Consider the following 20,698-nt stretch of genomic DNA (forward strand, 5'->3'; position numbering starts at 1 on the left):
GTGTCCCGTGACCGGCTGGCCGATTACTCCATCATTTTCTCAATCGGCAGCACCAGAATGGAGCTGGCGCCCAGCGCCTTCAGTTTTTCCATGGTCTCCCAGAACAGGGTTTCGCTGCTGACCATGTGCATCGCCACGCGCTGCTTGTCGCCTGCCAGCGGCAGAATAGTCGGCCGCTCGGCGCCCGGCAGCAGGGCAACCACTTCTTCCAGGCGTTCGGTCGGGGCGTGCATCATGATGTATTTCGACTCGCGGGCCTGAATCACGCCCTGAATACGGGTCAGCAGGCGGTCAATCAGCTGCTGTTTGGCGTCGGCCATTTCGCCGTCGCGCTGGATCAGACAGGCTTTGGAGCGGTAAATCACTTCCACTTCGCGCAGACCGTTGGCTTCCAGAGTGGCGCCGGTGGAGACGAGGTCGCAGATAGCGTCGGCGAGGCCGGCGCGCGGCGCCACTTCCACGGAGCCGTTCAGCAGACAGGATTTAAAGGAGATACCTTTTTGATCGAGGTAGCGCTTCAGCAGGTGCGGGTAAGAGGTGGCGATACGTTTGCCGTCCAGCGCCGCCGGGCCGTTCCAGGCTTCATCCACCGGAGTCGCCAGCGACAGGCGGCAGCCGCCGAAGTCGAGACGGCGCAGGGTGAAGTAGCGCGGGTCTTCGCCCTGGGCGCGGCGGCTGAGCAGCTCTTCTTCCAGCACGTTTTCGCCGATAATGCCGAGGTCGACAACACCGTCCATCACCAGGCCCGGGATATCGTCATCACGCACGCGCAGAATATCGATTGGCATATTTTCCGCCAGCGCAATCAGACGCTGGGTGTGCAAATTGACTTTAATGCCGCAGCGGCTGAGTAATTCGCGTGAATCTTCGCTTAAACGGCCTGATTTCTGAATAGCTATGCGTAAACGGGTGTTGTCTAACATTGTTCTTTTCCTCTGAATACCTGTCTGAATCTGTCCGAATTTGGTCCAAAAAAAAGCCCCCGGAAGTGAATCTTCCGGGGGCTCTCTGCGCGTTCATGCACCACTGGAAGATCCAAACGTCTTCCAGCACACATCGCCTGAAAGACTAGTCAGGATGATGGTGATGATGGTGGTGTTTAAATTGAACGCGGTTCATAAAAATTCTCTGTGAATGACTATGCATTTGATGTCCTTTAACCTAAACCACTTCCGCCGCAGAAAGCAAGGGCTTTTTTCTATCATTAATTCATTTCATATTGAGCGAAGAAATTGTCAGTTGCCGCTGGCTGGCGTAGCCTGTAATCAGCACAGCGAAAGAGTCAGGAGCCTGGGATGAAAAAGGTCGCGATAGTCGGTTTGGGATGGCTGGGGATGCCGCTGGCGCTGTCGTTGACGGCGCGAGGCTGGCAGGTTACCGGCAGTAAAACTACGCAGGATGGCGTGGAGGCGGCGCGGATGTGCGGGATCGACAGCTATCCGCTGCGCCTGGAGCCGCAGCTGGTCTGTGATACCGAGGACCTCGACGCGCTGATGAACGTCGATGCGCTGGTGATCACCCTGCCGGCCCGGCGTACCGGGGCAGGGGAAGGGTTTTATCTGCAGGCGGTGCAGGAGATCGTCGATACCGCGCTGGCTTACCATATTCCGCGGATCGTCTTCACCAGCTCCACCTCGGTGTATGGCAACGTCAACGGTACAGTGAAGGAGAATTCCCCGCGTCTGCCGCAAACCGCCAGCGGACAGGTGCTCAAGGAGCTGGAGGACTGGCTGCACAACCTGCCGGGGACATCGGTGGATATTCTGCGCCTGGCCGGGCTGGTAGGGCCTTCCCGCCATCCGGGACGTTTTTTTGCCGGCAAGTCGGCGCCGGATGGCCAGCACGTGGTCAATCTGGTGCATTTGCAGGATGTGGTGGCCGCTATCGAACTGCTGCTGCAGGCCCCGAAGGGTGGGCACATCTATAATTTATGTGCGCCCCGCCACCCTGCGCGCGGCCTCTTTTATCCGCAGATGGCCCGCGAGCTCGGTCTGCCGCCGCCGGTGTTCAGCGACAGCCCGGACGGCGGCCAGGGCAAGATTGTGGATGGCAATCGTATCTGCAATGAGCTGGGGTTTGAGTACCAGTACCCCGATCCGCTGGTGATGCCGATGGAGTGATCCGCCAGCGGTGATTCGCATACCGTAAGGGGGTAGCGATGAAACCACTGCTGGATGTCCTCGTGATCCTGGATGCCCTGGAAAAAGAGGGGAGCTTTGCCGCCGCGTCGGCAAAGCTCTTTAAAACGCCCTCGGCGCTGAGCTACACCATTCACCGCCTGGAAAGCGATCTCAATATTCAGCTGCTCGACCGCAGCGGCCATCGCGCGCGCTTTACCCCCAGCGGACAGATGCTGCTGGAGAAAGGGCGGGAGGTGCTGCATATCGCCCGCGAACTGGAGAACCGGGCGGTTAAGCTGCAGCAGGGATGGGAGAATAGCCTTCGTCTGGCGGTGGACAGCACCTTTCCCGTGGCGCTGCTCTCGCCGCCAATCGCGGCATTTTATCAACAACAGCCGCTGACCCGGCTGCACTTCACGCTGAACCCCTCCCTGCTGGACTGGCGGCCGCTGACTGACGGGCAGGCCGATCTGCTGCTGGGGGCGCTCGGCGAACCGCCGCCGCTGAGCGGTTATGACTATCTCCCCCTCGGCGAGCTGGAGCTGCTGCTGGTCGTTGCCCCACAGCATCCGCTGGCGCGACACCGCGCACCGTTGAGCTGGCGAACCCTACGCCGTTACCGGGCGGTGGCCACCGGCGAGGGCGGGGCGCTACTCAGCGATCAGGAGACCCTGACGGTGTGTGACGCCGCGGGGCAGCTGGCGCTGCTGCGCCTGGGGCTGGGCTGGGGGGGCCTGCCGCGCTATCAGGTGCAGGGTCTGCTGGACAGCGGCGAGCTGGTCTGCATGACCGTGCGCGGGCTTTCGCCTCGTCAACGCGCGTGGATCGCCTGGAATGACGCCACCTGCGGTTTGGCTGGCAAATGGTGGCGGGAAACGCTATTAGCAAATAGTGCTATTTTTACAATTTATCATACGGAAACCGTATAGATATTAGCACGTTAAAAATTATGCTTACGCAATGAACTTCATAACATCTTGTCAACGCCGTTGAATTTGTTGCAAAATATGCGGCCTGAAAACCAGAGACTAGCCGACGCTTTTTTTTAAAGTGTCGGTTATTTTTTTGGTCGAAAGACACATCATTCAATACCAAGAGGCCGGGCTTCGTACCGGATAGATATTTACTAAAAACCGACAGTCGTTGTCGCTGAGGAATAGAAAGAAATGGGGCAATTTTTTGCTTACGCGCTGGCGTTCACCGTAAAAGGGGATAACTATGTCGCATAACGCTACTCCAAATACCTCTCGCGTGGAATTACGTAAAACGCTTACGTTAGTTCCGGTTGTAATGATGGGCCTGGCCTATATGCAGCCGATGACGCTGTTCGATACGTTTGGTATCGTCTCTGGTATGACCGACGGTCACGTGCCGACGGCCTACGCCTTTGCGTTAATCGCTATCCTGTTTACTGCTCTGAGCTATGGCAAGCTGGTACGTCGTTACCCTTCTGCCGGCTCGGCGTATACCTATGCGCAGAAATCCATCAGCCCGACCGTTGGCTTTATGGTGGGTTGGTCCTCGCTGCTCGACTACCTGTTCGCGCCGATGATCAACATTCTGCTGGCGAAAATCTATTTTGAAGCGCTGGTGCCTTCGATTCCGTCGTGGGTGTTTGTTATCGCGCTGGTCGCCTTTATGACCGCCTTTAACCTGCGCAGCATTAAATCCGTCGCCAACTTCAACACCGTGATCGTGGTGCTGCAGGTGGTGCTGATTGCCGTTATTCTCGGCATGGTGATTTATGGCGTGTTTGAAGGCGAAGGCGCCGGTACGCTGGCCAGCAGCCGTCCGTTCTGGTCCGGTGACGCGCACGTGATCCCGATGATTACCGGGGCGACGATCCTGTGCTTCTCGTTTACCGGCTTCGACGGCATCAGCAACCTGTCTGAAGAGACCAAAGATGCAGAGCGCGTCATCCCGCGGGCGATCTTCCTGACCGCGCTGATTGGCGGCCTGATCTTCATCTTTGCCACCTACTTCCTGCAGCTGTACTTCCCGGACATCTCGCGCTTTAAAGATCCGGATGCGTCACAGCCGGAAATTATGCTCTACGTAGCAGGTAAAGCCTTCCAGGTGGGCGCGCTGATCTTCTCCACCATCACCGTACTGGCGTCCGGTATGGCGGCGCACGCTGGCGTGGCGCGTCTGATGTACGTTATGGGCCGCGACGGCGTGTTCCCGAAAAGTTTCTTCGGCTACGTCCACCCGACCTGGCGCACCCCGGCGATGAACATCATCCTGGTTGGCGCTATTGCGCTGCTGGCGATTAACTTCGACCTGGTGATGGCGACGGCGCTGATTAACTTTGGTGCGCTGGTGGCGTTTACCTTCGTTAACCTGTCGGTGATTTCGCAGTTCTGGATCCGTGAGAAACGCAACAAGACGCTGAAAGACCACTTCCAGTATCTGTTCCTGCCGATGTGCGGCGCCCTGACCGTTGGCGCGCTGTGGGTCAACCTGGAAGAGAGCTCGATGATTCTGGGCCTGATTTGGGCCGGTATCGGTCTGGTCTATCTGGCCTGCGTGACCAAAAGCTTCCGCAACCCGGTGCCGCAGTATGAAGATGTGGCCTAAGGCATAGCGTAGTGTGAATGAGAAAAGCCGGAGGGAAACCTCCGGCTTTTTTTCGTTTGGCCCGGTGCGATACCCTTTTGCCCGGCGGCGCTGCGCTTGCGCGGGCCTACGGTGATGGTTAACCTTCTGAAATTTAATGGTTATGTAGGCCGGGTCAGGCGCAGCCGCCACCCGGCAATATGTTGGCCACGGAAACGACGACCGGACGGTTCCCTCTCCCTCCGGGAGAGGGTTAGGGTGAGGGGAAGCACCATCGTGCGATCCTTTATGTTATTAGTGGCTTCAGCGCACATTGCGCTCCCGGTTAGTTTTCTGCGTTATGTCTCTCATGGCGCAGGGAGCGCACAGGGGGCGGCCAGTCGCCGCCGCCCCCTGTACCCCCGGGCTCCGGCCAGCAAAATCGCCACTGCGTGGTACCTTCGACTTATCCCTGCAGGCTTCGGGTCGGGCCGAGGCAGCGTCCCTGCAAAACACGGCCCTCAGCCCGCATCCATGCGGGCTGCCCCGGCCTGCCGGGAACGTCTCAGCGATTTTGAGGCCGCCAGCACCGGCAGTTTCAGTGGCCCCTGATCCAGTGGTGATTTGGGGTTGTAGGCTGGGTAAGCGAAGCGCCACCCGGCACAAAAGCGGCTCCGCGCCCGCTGTCCTTGCCCGGCGGCGCTGCGCTTGCCGGGCCTACGGTGTTGAGTAACCTTCTTATATGTAAATGTCTTTGTAGGCCGGGTAAGCGAAGCGCCACCCGGCAACATGTTGGGCACGGAGCCTGATGTATTGCCCGGCGGCGGGGAGACTGTTATCGGTTTACCACGTTCTCAGACTCCGTAGGCCGGGTCAGGCGCAGCCGCCACCCGGCAATATGTTGGGCACGGAAACGACGACCGGACGGTTCCCTCTCCCTCCGGGAGAGGGTTAGGGTGAGGGGAAGCATTGCAGTGTGGTTGTTTATGTTATCAGTGGCTTCAGCGTAGTTTGCGCTCCCGGTTAGTCTTCTGCGTTATGTCTCTTATGGCGCAGGGAGCGCACAGGGGGCGGCCAGTCGCCGCCGCCCCCTGTACCCCCGGGCTCCGGCCGGCAAAATCGCCACTGCGTGGTACCTTCGACTTATCCCTGCAGGCTTCGGGTCGGGCCGAGGCAGCGTCCCTGCAAAACACGGCCCTCAGCCCGCATCCATGCGGGCTGCCCCGGCCTGCCGGGAACGTCTCAGCGATTTTGAGGCCGCCAGCACCGGCAGTTTCAGCGGCCCCTGATCCAGTGGTGATTTGGAACTGTAGGCCGGGTCAGGCGTAGCCGCCACCCGGCAACATGCTGGGCACGGAGCCTGATATATTGCCCGGCGGCGCGGCGCTTGCCGGGCCTACGGTGATGGTTAACCTTGTGATATATAAATGGCTTTGTAGGCCGGGTAAGCGAAGCGCCACCCGGCAGAAACCCGCGTAAAGCGCTAAAACGCGAGTGTGGTTGGGTCAGCCGCAGGGGGCTACGGCTTGTTTATAGCGGCGGCGGTTCGAAGCAGAGGCTGCGCTCCAGGCACTCGTCGCAGCTTGGCGATCGGCAGACAATCTCCCCCTGCGATTGCAGGCAGCGCTGGCGGTAAAAGAACTTTTTCCAGCGCATATGGTGGACGTTCTGCACCACCAGCTGTGGAAAGCAGTCGCTCATCAGTCGGCCCAGTTCCGCCCGCGAATCGAGTCCCAGATCCTCCCACAGATGGTTAAACGCCAGCGCCACCTCGGCAACGATCTGCGCCATCGGTTCAGCTCCCGGCACCATCGACTCCGTCAGCCACTGCCCCAGCTGCCGACGCTCTTCGTCGCGGGTGGCATTCAGCTCGGTCATCAGCCGACGGCGGCTCAGCGTCGCGCTGTCCAGCGGCGTCGCCACCTCGCCCAGCCGCTGCTGCAGCGCCCGCCATGCCGCGGGCGTCAGCCCCATCCGCAGCGGAAAGCAGCCTTTTCCGGCGTGATACAATCGCCACAGGCGGGTCAACCAGTCGACGGGCGCCATCAGGCGACCCCCTGACGCAGACGCGATGCCGCCAGGCTCTGGCGCCGCCGCTGCCACCAGGCAGGCAGCACCTCGGCGACCGAACGCCACGCGCCGTCCACCTGCGGCTCAATGCCCTGCAATTCCAGCTGCTGCCATGGCGTATGGCCGATACGCACGCAGAACACCGCTTTCACGTCGGCGAGCAGCGCCAGCAGCGCCGCCAGTCTGGCCTCGTTCTCCTGTGGATCACACTCCTCTTCGCCGCGGCAATATTTTGGCGTAAAGCGCTCGCCCACCAGCACCATACCGGCGGCCGACAGGCTGTAGATCGAGAAGCGGTCGGCATGGCCAAAATGACAGTCAATGACCTCGCCGTGGCGGGAGGCCACGGCCACCAGACAGGCGTCATCCGCGTCCGACTCCCCCTGCGTGGCGAGGCTGGCATGAAGTTCGGCGCGCTGGTGGAGGATGGGCAGCCAGTCGGGGAGGCTGTCCGGGTCCGGCAGCCGGGTGAACTGCTGGCTGCGATCTTCGCCCAGCATGCCGATGGCGTCGGCACGGCACTGATGGCAGTGGGTCATCTGCGGCATCACCTCCCCGCACTGGCTGCGGATCGCGGCGAGCATCCCGGCGTCCGGCTCCGGCTGGCCGTTGAGACCAAAAACCGTGCCGTGCTCCGGTCTGGCAATCAGCGGCATAATATTGTGAATAAACGCGCCGCTTTCCCGCAAACGACGGCCGACCTCGGCCATGCCGCCGTCGTTGATCCCCGGGATCAGCACCGAGTTTATCTTGACCAGCACTCCCGCGGCGGTCAGCCTGCGGACTCCTTCAAGCTGGCGGGCAATCAGGATCTCCCCGGCTTCCCGGCCGCAGTAGCGTTCGCCGTCGAGCCACAGCCAGGCATAGATTTGCCCGGCGATATCGGCATCCAGGGTATTGATGGTCACCGTGACGTGATCCACGCCGACCTCCAGCAGGCGATCGACCGCGTCGGGCAGCATCAGCCCGTTGGTCGACAGGCATAATTTGAGATCCGGAAGCTGGTCGCGGACCAGCTCCAGGGTGCGGAAGGTGCGGGTCATATTGGCCAGCGGATCGCCGGGCCCGGCTATGCCGACCACCGACAACTGCGGGATGGCCTGGGCCACCTGGCGCACTTTCAACACCGCCTGCTCGGGAGTCAGCAGCGTCGATGACACCCCGGGACGGGACTCATTGCTGCAGTCGAATTTACGGTTGCAGTAGTTGCACTGCAGATTGCAGGCCGGGGCGACCGGAAGATGCATCCGGGCGAAACGGTGGTGCCCGCTGCGGGAGTAGCAGGGGTGCGCGGCGACCTTGTCGGCCACCCGCGGCGCTAACGCGCTGGCGTCCGCCGACTGACAGGCGTTACCGCCGGAAAAAGAAGAGCAGGAAGTCATGGTCGTACCTTCATGGTTGGGCGATACCTTCCTGCTGCAAACGACGTACCAGTGACGAATTTTTTATCTGGCTGAAAAATAAAGCGTTATCCCGCGTCCCTGCGGCACAACATTGTCGCGTTCCTGCCGTACTGACGACAATGTCCTGAACCTGACACCGCGGCCTACAGACGCGGCAGGGTGATATCCATGATCTGGATCCGGTAAGCGACCTGGCGCGGCGTCATCCCCAGCAGCCGTGCCGCCTTGGCCTGCACCCAGCCGGCTTTTTCCAGCGCGGCGATCAGTCGCTGACGTTCGTCCAGGCTGTTGTCCAGCCAGCTGTCTTCCGCTGGCCCGCTGGCAGGCAGGGCTTTGGCGGGACGATCCTGGTGAGTGAAGAGGATCACGTCGCGATCGATCAGGCCACTCTCCGACATCACCGCCGATCGTTCGAGGCAGTTCTCCAGTTCGCGAACGTTACCCGGCCAGCTGTACTCCATCAGCAGGCGGATCGCGCCCTCGCTGATCCGCAGCGTGCGCCCCTGATGCTGGCCGATTTTGCGCACCAGGAAGTGCGCCAGCTCGGCGATGTCCTCCTGACGCTCGCGCAGCGGGGGCAGGGCGATGGGCATCACGTTCAGACGATAATAGAGATCCTCGCGGAAATGGCCCAGCCGGACCTCCTCCTCCAGGTGACGGTTGGTGGCGGCGATGATGCGGACATTCACCCGCAGGGTCTCATCGCCGCCGACCCGCTCCATCTCCCCCTCCTGGAGGATACGCAGCAGCTTGGCCTGGAACGAGGCGCTGCTTTCACCAATCTCATCGAGGAACAGGGTGCCGCCATCCGCCAGCTCAAAACGTCCTTTACGCTGACGCACCGCCCCGGTAAAGGCGCCTTTCTCATGGCCGAACAGTTCGCTTTCCAGCAGGGTGTCCGGCAGCGCCGCGCAGTTAAATTTGACGAAGGCGGCGCCAGCCCGTGGCGAATGGTGATGGATGGCGTTGGCGATCAACTCTTTCCCGGTGCCGCTTTCGCCGCGTACCAGCACGGTGGTGTCCCAGCGCGAGACCTGACGGATCACCTCCACGATCTGGCGCATCGCCGGGCTCTTGCCGACCATATTGTCAAGGCCCACGCCGCGCGACGACGAGCAGGCCGGCGGCCGTTCCACCTTCGGCGGCTGGCGGCTCGACAGGGCGGGTGAGGCCGGAAGGATCATCAGCCGGATGGTCTGGGCGACGAGGTTGGCGACGGTTTCGAGAAAACGGGTGCAGGCCGGCAGCCGCTCTTCCTGGCGCGCCATCGGCTGGGCCGCCAGCACCCCTATTGGCCGGGCGTTGGGCCCCATCAACGGTACGGCGATAAACGGCAGATCGTAATCGTAGAGGCTCAGGCGGTCGAGAAAACGCTGATCGTCGGCGACCCGGGGCAGCACCAGCGACTGCCCCTGGGCCAGCACGGTCCCCACCAGTCCCTCGCCGGGGCGATAGCGGATCTGCGTGCTGCCGGGGAGGGGCTGCTGGCCGGTTTGCTGCAGCGCTTCGATACTGAGGATCTCCTGCTCGCTGTCGTACAGGCAGATCATCCCGTGCTGCATAAAGGCATCGTTGTGTAATACGCTGAGCACCTCCTGCAGCGTTTTGCTGGCCTCGGTGGCCCGGCTCAGCACCACGCTTATCCGCTGCATGGCGGTGAACTGCTGAGAGAGGTCGAAGCGTCTGACGGTGGTGTCCGGGTCGGATTCAGGGATCATGCTTCACCTCCGGTCAGGGTGTTAAACAGCGGGAAACGCAGGGTCAGGCAGGTGCCGCCCTGCGGTCGGGAAGCCAGCTCAATGGCCCCGCGATGGTGCGCCACCAGGGTCTGGATCAGCCGCAGCTCCATGCCTTTGCCCGGCGAGTTCAGCGCGTCGGGGGAGTGAGCGTAGCGCACCTGCAGCAGCGGTACGTTGTCAGTCAGATACAGCGACAGCCAGCCGTCGTTCTCCTCGGCGTAGAGCTGCATCGCCAGCGGCACGGAGGGGAGTTCGGCGGCGAGGGCCAGGGTGCGATCGAGCCACAGGCTTAAGCACGCCAGCAGTGGGGTGCGCTGGCCAAAGCCGATCAGATGCGGTGAGGCCATGTCGACCTGCAGCCCGTCGGGATCGAAGCGGGTACGGTAGAGGGCGCACAGATCGTCGAAAAAGGGCTGCAGCGGCCAGACGGCGGGGTTTTCGAGTTCCAGCGATGGGCGACAGCGCTGGAGCCGCGCCATCGCCTCTTCCCCTTCACGCCAGGCGGCCTCCAGCGCCACATTCCCGCTTCCCTCGCCGTTCAGCCGACGGGCTGCCGCCAGCATATTAATCGGGCAGTTCAGCTGGATCAGCGCGGCGTCCAGCGACTCGCGGATCGCCGCCAGCAGCTTGCCGGCGGTCATTTGCTGCTTCAGCCGGTCAAGGCGCCCTTGCTCCTGCTGCTGACGCTGCTGGGTACAGTCGGCGATCACCACCAGGGTCCGCGCCAGCGCGCTGTCGATAAAGTAGCGGCTGGCCTCTTCACTGACGCCGGGCAACGGCCAGCAGGTTACCGACAGCCAGCGCGCGGCCCCGCGCAGCGCCACCGGCAGGATCGCCTCCACGCCGGGCGTCATCCGGCCAGGGGAGACCTGCAGCTCGGTGAGCAGCTCCCGGCCGCCGCAGTCAGCGCAGAAGGTTTTGTAGGCGAGGTTGTCCATCACCACCCGATCCTGCTCGTCCACCACTACCACGGCGGCGGGGATATTATTCAGCACCGCCTCCATCAGGGTCATATGGTTGCGCAGCCGCTGTTCGAGGGTGTAGCTGACGCTGATATCCCGCTGCATCGCCAGATAATGCTCCAGTTCCCCTTGCGGGCTAAGCACCGGGGTGATGTCAATCTCCACCAGGTACAGGCCGCCGTCCCGACGCTGATTAATCAGCTGACCGCGCCAGGGCTGACGCTGGAGCAGGGTATGCCACATCTCCTGATAGATCTCGCGCGGCGTCTGGCTGCTGGCCAGCAGGCGCGGGTTCTGGTTTAACAATTGCGCCAGCGAATAGCCGGTCTGGCGGCAAAACGCCGGGTTGGCGTAAATGATCCTGGCGCTGGCATCGGTGAGGGAGATGGCCACCGAGGCCTGTTCCACCATGGTAAAAAACAGCCCCGGATGTTGTTGAGTCAGCGCGCCGGCGATGGCCTCCGGCGCGGCGTTATCGAGCATCATATTCAGGGTCATCGCAAACTCCTGTGTCGCAGTTATGACAAATTGTCCGACACCGTGCGCAAAACGCGGCGGGGTAAGCCGAACCCGGATAACCATGCAAAGTGTGCGCCCTTATCGGAACGACCACGCGAAACATTGATCCGACAGGGGGAAAATTCACGGATTTTTACCTTTCGCCCCGCCGGGTGCGCCTTTGGCGCGCGGCATCGTGATGCGAAGCGATCCTGATGGGGCAGGGATGGGCCGTCGCGGTGCAGGGCAACCTGGCACAGCCTTCGCAATACCTCTGTCGTCATTCCTTTTTTCAACACCATTCCGACAGGAGCGTACTATGGCGAACATTGGCATTTTCTTTGGTACCGATACCGGTAAAACCCGCAAGATCGCGAAAATGATCCACAAGCAGCTGGGGGAGGCCGCCGCCGCCCCGGTCAATATTAACCGCGCCACGCTGGCGGACCTGCTGGCCTACCCGGCCCTGCTGTTGGGGACGCCGACGCTGGGCGACGGCCAGCTGCCGGGCCTTGAGGCCGGGGGCGAGAGCGAGTCGTGGGCCGAGTTTATCCGCAACCTCGGCGACGTTAGCCTGCAGGGGAAAACGGTGGCGCTGTTTGGCCTCGGCGATCAGCGTGGCTATCCGGATAACTTCGCCAGCGGGCTGCGGCCGCTGTACGACGCCCTGCGTGCCCGCGGGGCGACGATGATCGGCAGCTGGCCGAACGAGGGATATGAGTTCAGCGCCTCATCGGCGCTGGAGGGGGATCGCTTTGTCGGACTGGTGCTGGACCAGGATAACCAGTTCGACGAGACCGACGCGCGGCTGGCGACCTGGCTTGAGGAGATTAAACCGCATCTGCTGTAGGCGATGGCGGGTAGCCTGTCGGCTACCCGCACAGCCCCGGCTGGCGCGCTAGCATCTCGGCCAGCCACTGGCGCTGGTGGCGGCGCTGGCTCTGTTGACTGAGGTAATCGCGGGCGCTTTCCAGCGCCTGCTCAGGCGTCATCGGCGCGGCAGGGCGAATGGCCTCACACCAGACCAGATGCCAGCCGAGCTCACTGGCCACCGGCGCGCTCAGCGCATTTTCCGCCAGCGCAAACAGCGCCTCCTCCAGCTGCGGATAGAGCAGCCCCCGGCCGATCCAGCCCAGCAGTCCGCCGTCCAGCGCGCTCGGGCAGTGGGAGTGTCGCTGGGCCAGCGGCGCAAACGCCTCGCGGGAGGCTTCGATTTGCCCATGAAGCTCCCGTATGCGCGAGTAAACCGTCTGGTCGTCGCCATCGACGGTGAGCAGCAGATGGCGGGTCAGGCGCTGTTCCGGGCGCATAAACTGCGCCTGATGCCGCAGATACCAGGCCTGCACCGTGGCGGGATCCGGCCGCGGCGCCTGGCTGGCAATCCCGGCGAAGGCGGTTTCCAGCCGGGCGTGGTGCAGGACGATCGCCGCCCGCTCCGCTGGCGTAAATCCTCCCTCATCCAGCCAGGCGCCCAGCGAAGTGGCGAGGCCCTCCTGCAGCGCGGCGGGGATCGCCTCCGGCGCAATCTGGGCGACAATAACCTGCTCCATCTGGGCCTGGCGCTGCCAGGCCGCCTCGAAGGCCTGCCGGTCGACCGCGGCGATGGCCGCCGGCTCGCAGTTCCAGCGGCTCTGCGCCAGCCGCTGCCGGCCAAATCGTTGCCAGGGCTCCATTATTCTTCCTCCTCTGCCTGCGCCAGCGCGCTTACCGGGACCTGGAACCAGCGGCCGCCGAAGTCGACGATATAGCCGTCGCCGTGCTCGCCCCGGTCGGTGGCTTCGATGCGCCCCAACTGACCGACGCTGACCACCATCTCGCCCTGCATCGCCAGCGCCGTCTGACAGATTACGCTATCGCCATACTGCAGATTGCCGGCCAGCCAGGGCCGATCGCCGGCAATCAGCTCCTGTTCGCGACAGCCGACCACCCGGTCGCAGTCCGGGAAGTGGATCTGGTAGATGATCTGGTCCTGCAAGAATACTCCCCAGTCGCGGACATAGCCGATGCTGCCCCGGCGCACCAGCAGGGCGCCGGACGGCAGGCCCGCATAGGTGCCATCGTTACGGATGGCGCGCACGACGCGGACCGCTTCGCTAAAGGTAAATCGGGGTCTCATGGCGTGTTCTCCTCGAACTGTTGCTGATAACTCTCCGCCAGCAGTCGGCGCGCCAGCAGCCAGTGCGCGCGCGGGTTATCCTCCAGCTGGTTGAGCAGAGGCACTTCCGCCTTCAGCTTGCGGTGAAAGGTGGCCAGCACCGGCAGGCTGCAGTGGGCCAGGCGCTCGGGCTGGTAGGGAACGGCGAAAAACTGAAAGAACGCATCGGCGGAGCGCAGGTCGCCCACGCCGGGGATCTGATAAAACCACTCCATACTCACCCCCTGGCCTGCAGCGTTTCGGCGCTGCAGAGCGCGTGGTAGATTGCCGCCAGCTCATCATCCCGCGGGCTGCGTTTGCCGTTTTCGGCAAAGCGACGGAGCGCTGGCAGCAGCTGGTCAATTTGCGCTGATGTCAGGTGATAACCCATCCGATCGAAGACGCCGTTAACCGCCTGGCGACCGGAGTGTTTGCCCAGCACCAGCCGATAGCCGCGGCCCAGCAGGGCGGGGTCGATCGCCTGATAGCTCTCGCTGTCGCGCAGCAGCGCCGCAACGTGCACGCCGGATTCGTGGGTAAAGACCAGCTCACCCACCAGCGGCTGCTGGGGATCCACCGGGCGGCGGGTGGCGAGGGCCACCTGTTCGCACAGCGCCGGCAGGGCGGTGAAACGCACGCCGGTCTTGAACTCCAGGCAGCGCTCCAGTCCGAGCGCCACGGTCTCCAGCGCCGCGTTGCCCGCGCGTTCGCCCAGGCCCAGCACGGTGGTGTTCACGCTGGTGGCCCCGGCGCGCACCGCCGCCAGGGTGTTGGCGGTAGCCAGGCCCAGATCGTTATGGGCGTGCATCTCGAGTTCGCCGGGCCAGACGCGGCGCAGGGCGGTGATCTGCGCCGCGGTGGTGAACGGGTCGAGGATACCGACGGTATCGGCATAGCGCAGACGGGTGGCTCCCGCCTCCCGGGCCAGGTGGGCAATGTCCTGCAGCGTCGCGTCGCTGGCTCGCGAGGCGTCCTCACAGCCAATGCAGACCTTCAGGCCAAGGGTGTGGGCGAGGTGGATCAGGGCCGCCAGCCGCTCCAGCAGCAGCGGTAAGCCTTCGCGCAGTTTGTACTGCCGCAGCTTGTCGGAGGCGGGGATGGAGATATCCACCCAGTCCATGCCCAGGTCGGCGCTCTGGCGAATTTCTCCCGCCTGCATCCGGCACCAGGTCATCAGCGTGGCGCCCGGGAGCTGACGGCGCACCTGCCGGATGCGGGCGCACTCCTCCTCGCCCATCGCCGGGGTGCCGACCTCCATGGCTTCGATCCCCGCCGCGTACAGCGCCTCGGCGATGGCGATCTTTTCGCTGGCCTGAAAGGCCACGCCGGGACTCTGTTCACCATCGCGCAGGGTGGTGTCGTTAATCAGTACGCGTCCCATCATTGTCTCCCCGCCTTAGCCGTAGACCGGCGTGAAGGCGCCATCCTGCAGGTGCGGCTGACCCTGTCGCCAGTAGGGCGACAGGGCGCGCAGCCGGTCGATAACCGACGGCAGGGTGGCGATGACGTAGTCGATCTCTTTTTCCCGGGTATAGCGTGAGAGGGAGAAGCGGATGGTGCCGTGGGCCGCAGTGTAGGGGATATTCATTGCCCGCATGACGTGCGACGGCTCCAGCGAGCCGGAGGTGCAGGCGCTGCCGCTGGAGGCGGCGATCCCGGCCTGATTCATCAGCAGCAGGATTGCCTCGCCCTCGATACACTCGAAGGCCAGATTGAGGGTGCCGGGCACCCGCGGCTGGCTGCCGCCCATCACCGTCACCGCCGGGATAGTGGCCTGGAGATGCTGTTCAAGACGATCGCGCAGCTGGCTAATCTGCGCCATGCCCGGCAAATGAACCTGCGCCAGCTCGCTGGCGGCGCCCATCCCGACAATGCCGCTGATATTTTCTGTACCGGCCCGCCGGCCATGCGCCTGGTGGCCGCCGCGCAGCAGCGGGCGAAAACGCGTTCCCCGCCGCAGCCAGAGGCAGCCCACCCCTTTGGGACCGTGGAATTTATGCGCCGAGCAGGAGAGCATATCGATCCGCGTCTGGCTGAGCGCCATCGGGATTTTGCCCACCACCTGCACCGCGTCGCAGTGAAACAGCGCGCCCTGCTCATGAGCCAGCTCCGCCAGTTCGGGCACCGGGAACATGACGCCGGTTTCGTTATTGGCCCACATGATGCTGACCAGCGCCACGCGCGGGCTAAGCGCCGCCCGAAATTGCGCCATATCCAGGGCGCCCTGCTGATCCACGGCGATACGGTGGATCAGGTATCCCTGGCGCTCCAGCTGCTCGCACACCGCCAGAGTGGCGGGATGTTCGACCGCGCTGGTGATGATCTCGCGCCGCTCCGGCATCAGGGCCACCGCCGAGGCGATGGCGGTGGTGGTGGCCTCGGTGGCACAGGAGGTAAAGATGATCTCGCTGGGGTAGTCGGCCCCGAGCAGGGCGGCCACCTGCTGGTGCGCCCGTTCAAGGGCCGCCTGCGCCGGCAGACCAAAATCGTGTATCGACGAAGGGTTGCCGTAAAAGTCGGTTAAAAAGGGCATCATCGCGTCGAGAACCATCGGGTCGAGACGGGTGGTGGCGTTGTTATCGAGATAAACAGGTTTCATCGTATCCCCCTTGGGTTAGTTAACCGCGGCCGGGGCCGCCACCACGTCCATGTAAGTTCCGGTACGCTCCATCAGCTTTTGCTGCAGCCAGGCGAGGGTCATGTCGGTCATCATGCAGCCGCTGCAGCTGCCGGAGAGGCTGACGGTCACCTGACGCGGGGTGACGTTGAGCAACGTCATGTCGCCGCCGTCGGCCTGAATGTGAGGACGCAGTTCGTTGATGGTATCGACCACGCTTTGCCAGTGCGCATCGTGGGTCGTCTCCGCTGGCAGGGGGGCTGGCGGCTGTTGGGCGAGGATCGCCGCCAGCGCCAGCTCAATTTTTTCATGGCAGGCGGTGCAGCCGCCGCCGGCTTTGGTGTAGTTGATCACTTCCTCGAGGGTGGTCAGGCCGTTGTTCACCACGGCCCGGCGAATATGCCCTTCGTCGACGCCGAAGCATTTACAGATCAGCTTGCCCTCCTCATGCTCCTCCTCAAGGCTTTCGCCGCGAAAATGGGCGATGGCCGCACGCAGCGCTTCCTGGCCCATCACCGAGCAGTGCATTTTTTCCGGCGGCAGACCGTCGAGGTAGTCGGCGATCTGCTGGTTGGTGATCTGCCCGGCTTCGGTCAGGGTGTGGCCGATAATCAGCTCCGTCAGCGCGGAAGAGGAGGCGATGGCGCTGCCGCAGCCGAAGGTCTGGAAGCCCGCCTCCTCGATGATCTCGGTCTGCGGATCAACCCGCAGCATCAGGCGCAGCGCATCGCCGCAGCTTAATGAACCCACATCGCCCACCGCGTTGGCGTTGTCGACCACGCGCGCGTTGCGGGGATGAAAAAAATGGTCTTTCACTTTCTCGGAGTAGTTCCACATGCTGTCAGCTCCAGGGATGATGACGAAAACGCCGGGGCGCGGTACACCGCAGACTGGCGGTGGTACTGACCCCCAAGCAATTGCGATACCAACGCATAAAAACCTTATTTGTTAATGACCTGGCGGGTTAACCGCTCCCGACAGGGCCGACACTGTTGTGGCGTTTTGTGGGCTTTGTCACATAAACGACAGGATCAGGGGAGCGGGTCGGGCTCCTCCCGCCACTCCGGCTCCTCCAGCAGGCGGTTAAAGCGCTGCGGATCGCGTTGCCGCGCGCTGCGGCGCTGCGCTTTTTCATACCAGGAGAGCTGGATCTCCTGCAGCAAGCCGAGGATGGTGGTCTGGTCAGGGACGCGTTCGGCGCGGACGCCCACCTGCAGCAGCTGGCGAAAAACCGCCTCGCCAATCGCCACGCAGAACAGGGTGACGCAATCCTCAAGGGCGTGGATGCGCTCGGCTATCTTCTCGGTCTGGTGACCGCTGGCGACCGGGAACTCCACCACCCGTAGCAGGGTGACCCGGTCGGCTTTGACGCCGTAGACCACCAGCCGCGGCGTGGCGCCGAAATGCTGATCGACGTGGCGGTAATCGGAGCTGGCGAAGGCGACTTTCATCGACCACTCGTCGGCGTGGACCATATCAAACTGACGGTTAATGGGCGGCATAAGCGTCTCCTGAAGCCGGCTGGGGAGCGGCGCCCTGGCGAAGCGGCGAGCGGTAGAGGGCGGTGTGGTGATGGCGGTCGCGCAGCAGATTGGCCAGCTCAAACAGCGTATCTCGCATACCGGCGTACCCCTGGCGGACGCGACGAAACTCACCGAGCCGGTCGAAGAGGGGAAAACCGACGCGGATCAGCGGCAGGGCAAACTGCTCCGCCAGATCGCGGGCGTGAGAGTTAGCCACCAGCAGATCGGCGGGTTGGTGGCTCAGCAGCTGCTGCAGATCCTCAAGATCCCCCGGCACGACTTGCTCGACCGGCAGCTGGCGCAGGCTGGGGTGGCTGGTGGGGGCGACCAGCGGGCCGGGCTGCATCCCCTGGCTGCGGGCGAAATCACACCACGCCGCCAGCAGGTCGCCCTCCGCCGCCATCGCCATGCGCTGGCCCTGAAGCCACATATGGCAGTCGATCATCGCATCCTGCAGCTGGCCACGCTGGCGCTCAATCCAGGCCGGTACGCGGCGTCCGGACATCTTCGCCAGCTGATGGATAAAGGTATCGCAATGGTCGAGGGTCATCAGATGCGGCAGGGCGATCACGTCGCCGCGGCTGCGTTGGGTCAGGAGCGATGCCGCCCGCTGGAGCGACACGCCAATGGCGAAGCTGCCCAGACTCTGGCCCATCTGGGCAATCTGGCGCAGCGAGGCGCCGCCCTGGGTCAGGGGCGTAAAATCCCCTTCACCGAGGTGGCCATCCATTGACTGCGAGAGGTCCGGCAGGATCACCGGCTGCAGGCCAAAGGCCTCCACGCAGCGGCCCAGCCATTCGATATCCCCTGGCGAACAGAGGTGGCTGACCAGCAGGTTGACCCGCCGGGGCCGCTGCCCCGGACGCGGCGTCGGCGCGACCCACTGCTCGATCACGCTCTCGATCACCGCGCTGTAGCCGTTTTCCATAGAGCCAAAAAAATCCGGGGTATTGACGGTGAGGATCGCCACGCCGTTATGGCGCGGATGCGCCTCGCGAAACTGGCGCACCACCCGGGCGATATCGCTGCCCTGCGCTTCCGCCAGACCGGTGCTGAGCAGCACGATGGCCTGCGGGCTGTGGCGCTGGCAGAGGGTGTCGAGCGCGGTGAAGATATTGCCGTCGGCCCCCATGATCGTGGCGGTCGGATCCATGGCCGTCGACTGCAGCGGCACCGGGTCATGGAAATGCTGAATAAAGAAAACTTTGGCGAAGGCGCTGCAGCCCTGGGCGCCGTGGACCAGCGGGATGGCCTGGGCCAGCCCGAGGCTGGCGAGGATCGCCCCGAGCGGTTGCCCGGTTTTAATCGGGCTCACCGCCAGCGGTTTTTCACTGCGGATAATATCTGCCATGGTGTTCTCCTAGCGCCACGGGGCGCGGGTATGCGTTTGCGGCCAGACGGGGCTGGCGAGGGTCAGACAGAGCTGGCGGGCGAGGGTGATGATGCCCTGATAGCCGGCGTAGGCGTGCTCGCGCTCCTGATTGATATCGAGAAACGGCAGCCGGGCTTTCCAGGCGGTGTACATATTGCGTCCGCCGGCGATCATCAGGTCGGCCTGATAGCGGTACACCACGTCGAGCAGGGTGCGGGCATTGCCCTCCTCAAGCATCACCGCCTCGTCGCCCATCAGCTCACGGATCCGCTGTTTGTCCTCCTCGGTGGATTTACGCGTGCCGGTGGCCACCACGGTCATGCCGAGATCCTGCAGGGCCGATACCACCGACCAGGATTTCACGCCGCCGGTATAGAGCAGCACTTTGCGCCCGCGGAGCTGCTCACGCCACGGCGCAAGAGCCTGCTCCGCCGCCTGCTCTTCGCGGGCGATTAGCGCGTCGGTGCGGCGGCGCAGGTCGTCATCCCCCAGCAGCGTCGCCAGCTGGCGCAAGGCGTCGGAGGTGGCGCGGATCCCGTAGAAGCTGCCTTCAAACCACGGCGTGCCGTAGCGCAGCTCCAGCCCCCGGGCGACGTTGATCAGCGCGCGCGAGCACACCAGCATATTGGCCTGCGCCCGGTGCAGGGTCTGGATCTCGGCAAAGCGGCCGTCGCCGGAGAGGCTGCCGAGGACGCGGATCCCCAGCTCGTCGAGCAGCGGCTGGACCTGCCAGAACTCGCCGGCGATATTGAATTCGCCAATCAGGCCGATATCGTGGCGCTGGGCCGGGGCAAAGGGCGTGTTGTCTGGCCACGGGGCCGGTTCGCGCTGGCCAATCACCTGCCTGAGCATCACGTCGCCCGCCATTCGGTTGCCAAGATTTTTACTGCCGTAGAAACCGGCGGCGTCAATAGCGATGACCGGGACGCCGGTGGCGGTCTGTGCGGCCTGGCAGACCGCCTCCAGGTCATCCCCCTCCATCGCCGGTACGCAGGTGTTGTAGATAAAGACCGCCGCCGGATGATAGCGGTCGACGATGTGACGCACGGCGTGGAACAGGCGGCGTTCGCCGCGGCCCATAATCACATCCTGTTCGTTAAGATCGGTGGTAAAGCCGAGCCGGTTGAGGGCCGGGCCGGCGCTGACGCTGCCGCGGTTATCCCACGAGCTGCCCGCGCAGCCGATGGGGCCGTGCACCAGGTGCGCGACGTCGGCGATGGGCAGGAGCGTTATCTGCGCGCCGTCGAAGGCGCAACCGCCGGCGGTAGCGCCGGGCTTAGGGGCGCTGCAGCCGGATTTTTGCTTCTGGTTGTGCTCGCAGGCGGGTTCGTCCAGCAGCGCCAGAATTTCCTTTCCCTTCATAGTGACCTCGTTGACGGTGGGAGACCGGAGAGGTGATGCAATTCGCGCTCCAGGGAGAGGGAGATTGATTTTTAAGGGAAAAGGGTTGTGGGTTTTGCGACAAAGGCAACAATCAAACAGGGGGAAGGCATGATTTATCGCGCTGATAACTGGATTTACCGCGACAGTATTACTGCAGATTGGTGAAAGGTGGGAGGCGACGATAAGGTGGAATATTCCGTTCACCGACCTTCCTCTTTATTTCATCGCGCCCTCTGCGGGTGAACGGCATGGGGGGCGTTTCGCCCGCCCCCCATGACCCCCCGCATGGCGCTGAAAATTGCCGCTGCGCGGTCCGCTCCACTCCGGCTTCATCTGGCGGAA

20 protein-coding genes and 1 other annotated feature are annotated in these 20,698 nt (G+C 63.3%); of the genes, 5 read left to right on the forward strand and 15 right to left on the reverse strand.

The features are described 5' to 3' along the window. Nucleotides 1-23: 23 nt before the first annotated feature. Together hisG and hisL are read right to left on the reverse strand one after the other, a co-directional pair. Entirely contained in the window at nucleotides 24-923 is a 900-nt protein-coding gene (hisG, locus tag B8P98_RS09465) for an ATP phosphoribosyltransferase (RefSeq protein ID WP_002912152.1), read from the reverse strand. Between the two features lie 47 nt (nucleotides 924-970). Then, nucleotides 971-1,093, reverse strand: a sequence feature (His leader region). Continuing rightward, nucleotides 1,069-1,119: a his operon leader peptide gene (gene hisL / locus B8P98_RS30425; protein WP_004899375.1), complete on the reverse strand. Its 51-nt coding sequence runs from the start codon at nucleotides 1,117-1,119 to the stop codon at nucleotides 1,069-1,071. Its footprint overlaps the feature before it by 25 nt. A 176-nt stretch (nucleotides 1,120-1,295) precedes the next feature. Here hisL and B8P98_RS09470 point away from each other — a divergent pair, with 176 nt between their 5' ends. The 4 genes from B8P98_RS09470 (at nucleotide 1,296) to plaP (ending at nucleotide 4,697) form a co-directional block, all read left to right on the forward strand. Continuing rightward, nucleotides 1,296-2,120 (forward strand): SDR family oxidoreductase, encoded by an 825-nt coding sequence (locus B8P98_RS09470; RefSeq protein ID WP_004152513.1) that lies wholly within the window; start codon nucleotides 1,296-1,298, stop codon nucleotides 2,118-2,120. A gap of 38 nt (nucleotides 2,121-2,158) precedes the next feature. Next, on the forward strand, nucleotides 2,159-3,049 hold the full coding sequence (locus B8P98_RS09475; protein WP_095032922.1) for a LysR family transcriptional regulator: 891 nt from the start codon (nucleotides 2,159-2,161) through the stop codon (nucleotides 3,047-3,049). Nucleotides 3,050-3,286: 237 nt separating this feature from the next. Then, nucleotides 3,287-3,349 (forward strand): membrane protein YoeI, encoded by a 63-nt coding sequence (yoeI, locus tag B8P98_RS32005; RefSeq protein WP_096335043.1) that lies wholly within the window; start codon nucleotides 3,287-3,289, stop codon nucleotides 3,347-3,349. After that, nucleotides 3,339-4,697 (forward strand): putrescine/proton symporter PlaP, encoded by a 1,359-nt coding sequence (gene plaP / locus B8P98_RS09480; protein ID WP_004148994.1) that lies wholly within the window; start codon nucleotides 3,339-3,341, stop codon nucleotides 4,695-4,697. Before yoeI ends, plaP begins: the two co-directional genes overlap by 11 nt. Nucleotides 4,698-6,185: 1,488 nt before the next feature. Here the strand turns inward: plaP and B8P98_RS09495 are convergent. From B8P98_RS09495 to nifL, 4 genes are all read right to left on the reverse strand, one after another. Then, nucleotides 6,186-6,701 (reverse strand): nitrogen fixation protein NifQ, encoded by a 516-nt coding sequence (locus B8P98_RS09495; RefSeq protein ID WP_025714615.1) that lies wholly within the window; start codon nucleotides 6,699-6,701, stop codon nucleotides 6,186-6,188. After that, nucleotides 6,701-8,107: a nitrogenase cofactor biosynthesis protein NifB gene (gene nifB, locus B8P98_RS09500; protein WP_016161454.1), complete on the reverse strand. Its 1,407-nt coding sequence runs from the start codon at nucleotides 8,105-8,107 to the stop codon at nucleotides 6,701-6,703. The genes B8P98_RS09495 and nifB overlap by 1 nt, the downstream gene beginning before the upstream one ends. Before the next feature lie 164 nt (nucleotides 8,108-8,271). Further along, complete coding sequence (nifA, locus tag B8P98_RS09505) at nucleotides 8,272-9,846, reverse strand: nif-specific transcriptional activator NifA (RefSeq protein WP_008804120.1); 1,575 nt, start codon at nucleotides 9,844-9,846, stop codon at nucleotides 8,272-8,274. Further along, entirely contained in the window at nucleotides 9,843-11,327 is a 1,485-nt protein-coding gene (gene nifL, locus B8P98_RS09510; protein WP_025714614.1) for a nitrogen fixation negative regulator NifL, read from the reverse strand. Before nifL ends, nifA begins: the two co-directional genes overlap by 4 nt. A 319-nt stretch (nucleotides 11,328-11,646) precedes the next feature. Between nifL and B8P98_RS09515 the strand changes: the two genes are divergently transcribed. After that, on the forward strand, nucleotides 11,647-12,177 hold the full coding sequence (locus B8P98_RS09515; protein WP_008804122.1) for a flavodoxin: 531 nt from the start codon (nucleotides 11,647-11,649) through the stop codon (nucleotides 12,175-12,177). Between the two features lie 22 nt (nucleotides 12,178-12,199). Here the strand turns inward: B8P98_RS09515 and nifM are convergent, their stop codons facing one another. The 9 genes from nifM to nifE all read right to left on the reverse strand — a co-directional run bounded on the left by nifM (nucleotide 12,200) and on the right by nifE (nucleotide 20,335). Next, complete coding sequence (nifM, locus tag B8P98_RS09520; protein ID WP_012541105.1) at nucleotides 12,200-13,000, reverse strand: nitrogen fixation protein NifM; 801 nt, start codon at nucleotides 12,998-13,000, stop codon at nucleotides 12,200-12,202. Then, nucleotides 13,000-13,443 (reverse strand): nitrogen fixation protein NifZ, encoded by a 444-nt coding sequence (locus B8P98_RS09525; protein ID WP_095032924.1) that lies wholly within the window; start codon nucleotides 13,441-13,443, stop codon nucleotides 13,000-13,002. The genes nifM and B8P98_RS09525 overlap by 1 nt, the downstream gene beginning before the upstream one ends. Further along, on the reverse strand, nucleotides 13,440-13,697 hold the full coding sequence (locus tag B8P98_RS09530; protein ID WP_008804125.1) for a nitrogenase-stabilizing/protective protein NifW: 258 nt from the start codon (nucleotides 13,695-13,697) through the stop codon (nucleotides 13,440-13,442). Before B8P98_RS09530 ends, B8P98_RS09525 begins: the two co-directional genes overlap by 4 nt. 2 nt (nucleotides 13,698-13,699) lie before the next feature. Further along, entirely contained in the window at nucleotides 13,700-14,842 is a 1,143-nt protein-coding gene (nifV, locus tag B8P98_RS09535) for a homocitrate synthase (RefSeq protein WP_025711192.1), read from the reverse strand. 15 nt (nucleotides 14,843-14,857) lie between these two features. Then, a complete protein-coding gene (gene nifS, locus B8P98_RS09540; protein WP_023297938.1) occupies nucleotides 14,858-16,060 on the reverse strand; it encodes a cysteine desulfurase NifS in 1,203 nt (400 codons plus the stop codon). A 15-nt stretch (nucleotides 16,061-16,075) separates the two neighbouring features. After that, nucleotides 16,076-16,915: a Fe-S cluster assembly protein NifU gene (nifU, locus tag B8P98_RS09545; protein ID WP_016161450.1), complete on the reverse strand. Its 840-nt coding sequence runs from the start codon at nucleotides 16,913-16,915 to the stop codon at nucleotides 16,076-16,078. A gap of 194 nt (nucleotides 16,916-17,109) precedes the next feature. Beyond that, nucleotides 17,110-17,580 (reverse strand): NifB/NifX family molybdenum-iron cluster-binding protein, encoded by a 471-nt coding sequence (locus tag B8P98_RS09550; protein ID WP_025711191.1) that lies wholly within the window; start codon nucleotides 17,578-17,580, stop codon nucleotides 17,110-17,112. Continuing rightward, on the reverse strand, nucleotides 17,567-18,952 hold the full coding sequence (nifN, locus tag B8P98_RS09555; RefSeq protein ID WP_025711190.1) for a nitrogenase iron-molybdenum cofactor biosynthesis protein NifN: 1,386 nt from the start codon (nucleotides 18,950-18,952) through the stop codon (nucleotides 17,567-17,569). The genes B8P98_RS09550 and nifN overlap by 14 nt, the downstream gene beginning before the upstream one ends. 9 nt (nucleotides 18,953-18,961) lie before the next feature. Further along, nucleotides 18,962-20,335 (reverse strand): nitrogenase iron-molybdenum cofactor biosynthesis protein NifE, encoded by a 1,374-nt coding sequence (nifE, locus tag B8P98_RS09560; protein ID WP_012541110.1) that lies wholly within the window; start codon nucleotides 20,333-20,335, stop codon nucleotides 18,962-18,964. Nucleotides 20,336-20,698: the final 363 nt, after the last annotated feature.

Origin of the sequence: Klebsiella quasivariicola (genome assembly GCF_002269255.1) — a bacterium.
In the GTDB taxonomy this organism is placed as follows: domain Bacteria; phylum Pseudomonadota; class Gammaproteobacteria; order Enterobacterales; family Enterobacteriaceae; genus Klebsiella; species Klebsiella quasivariicola.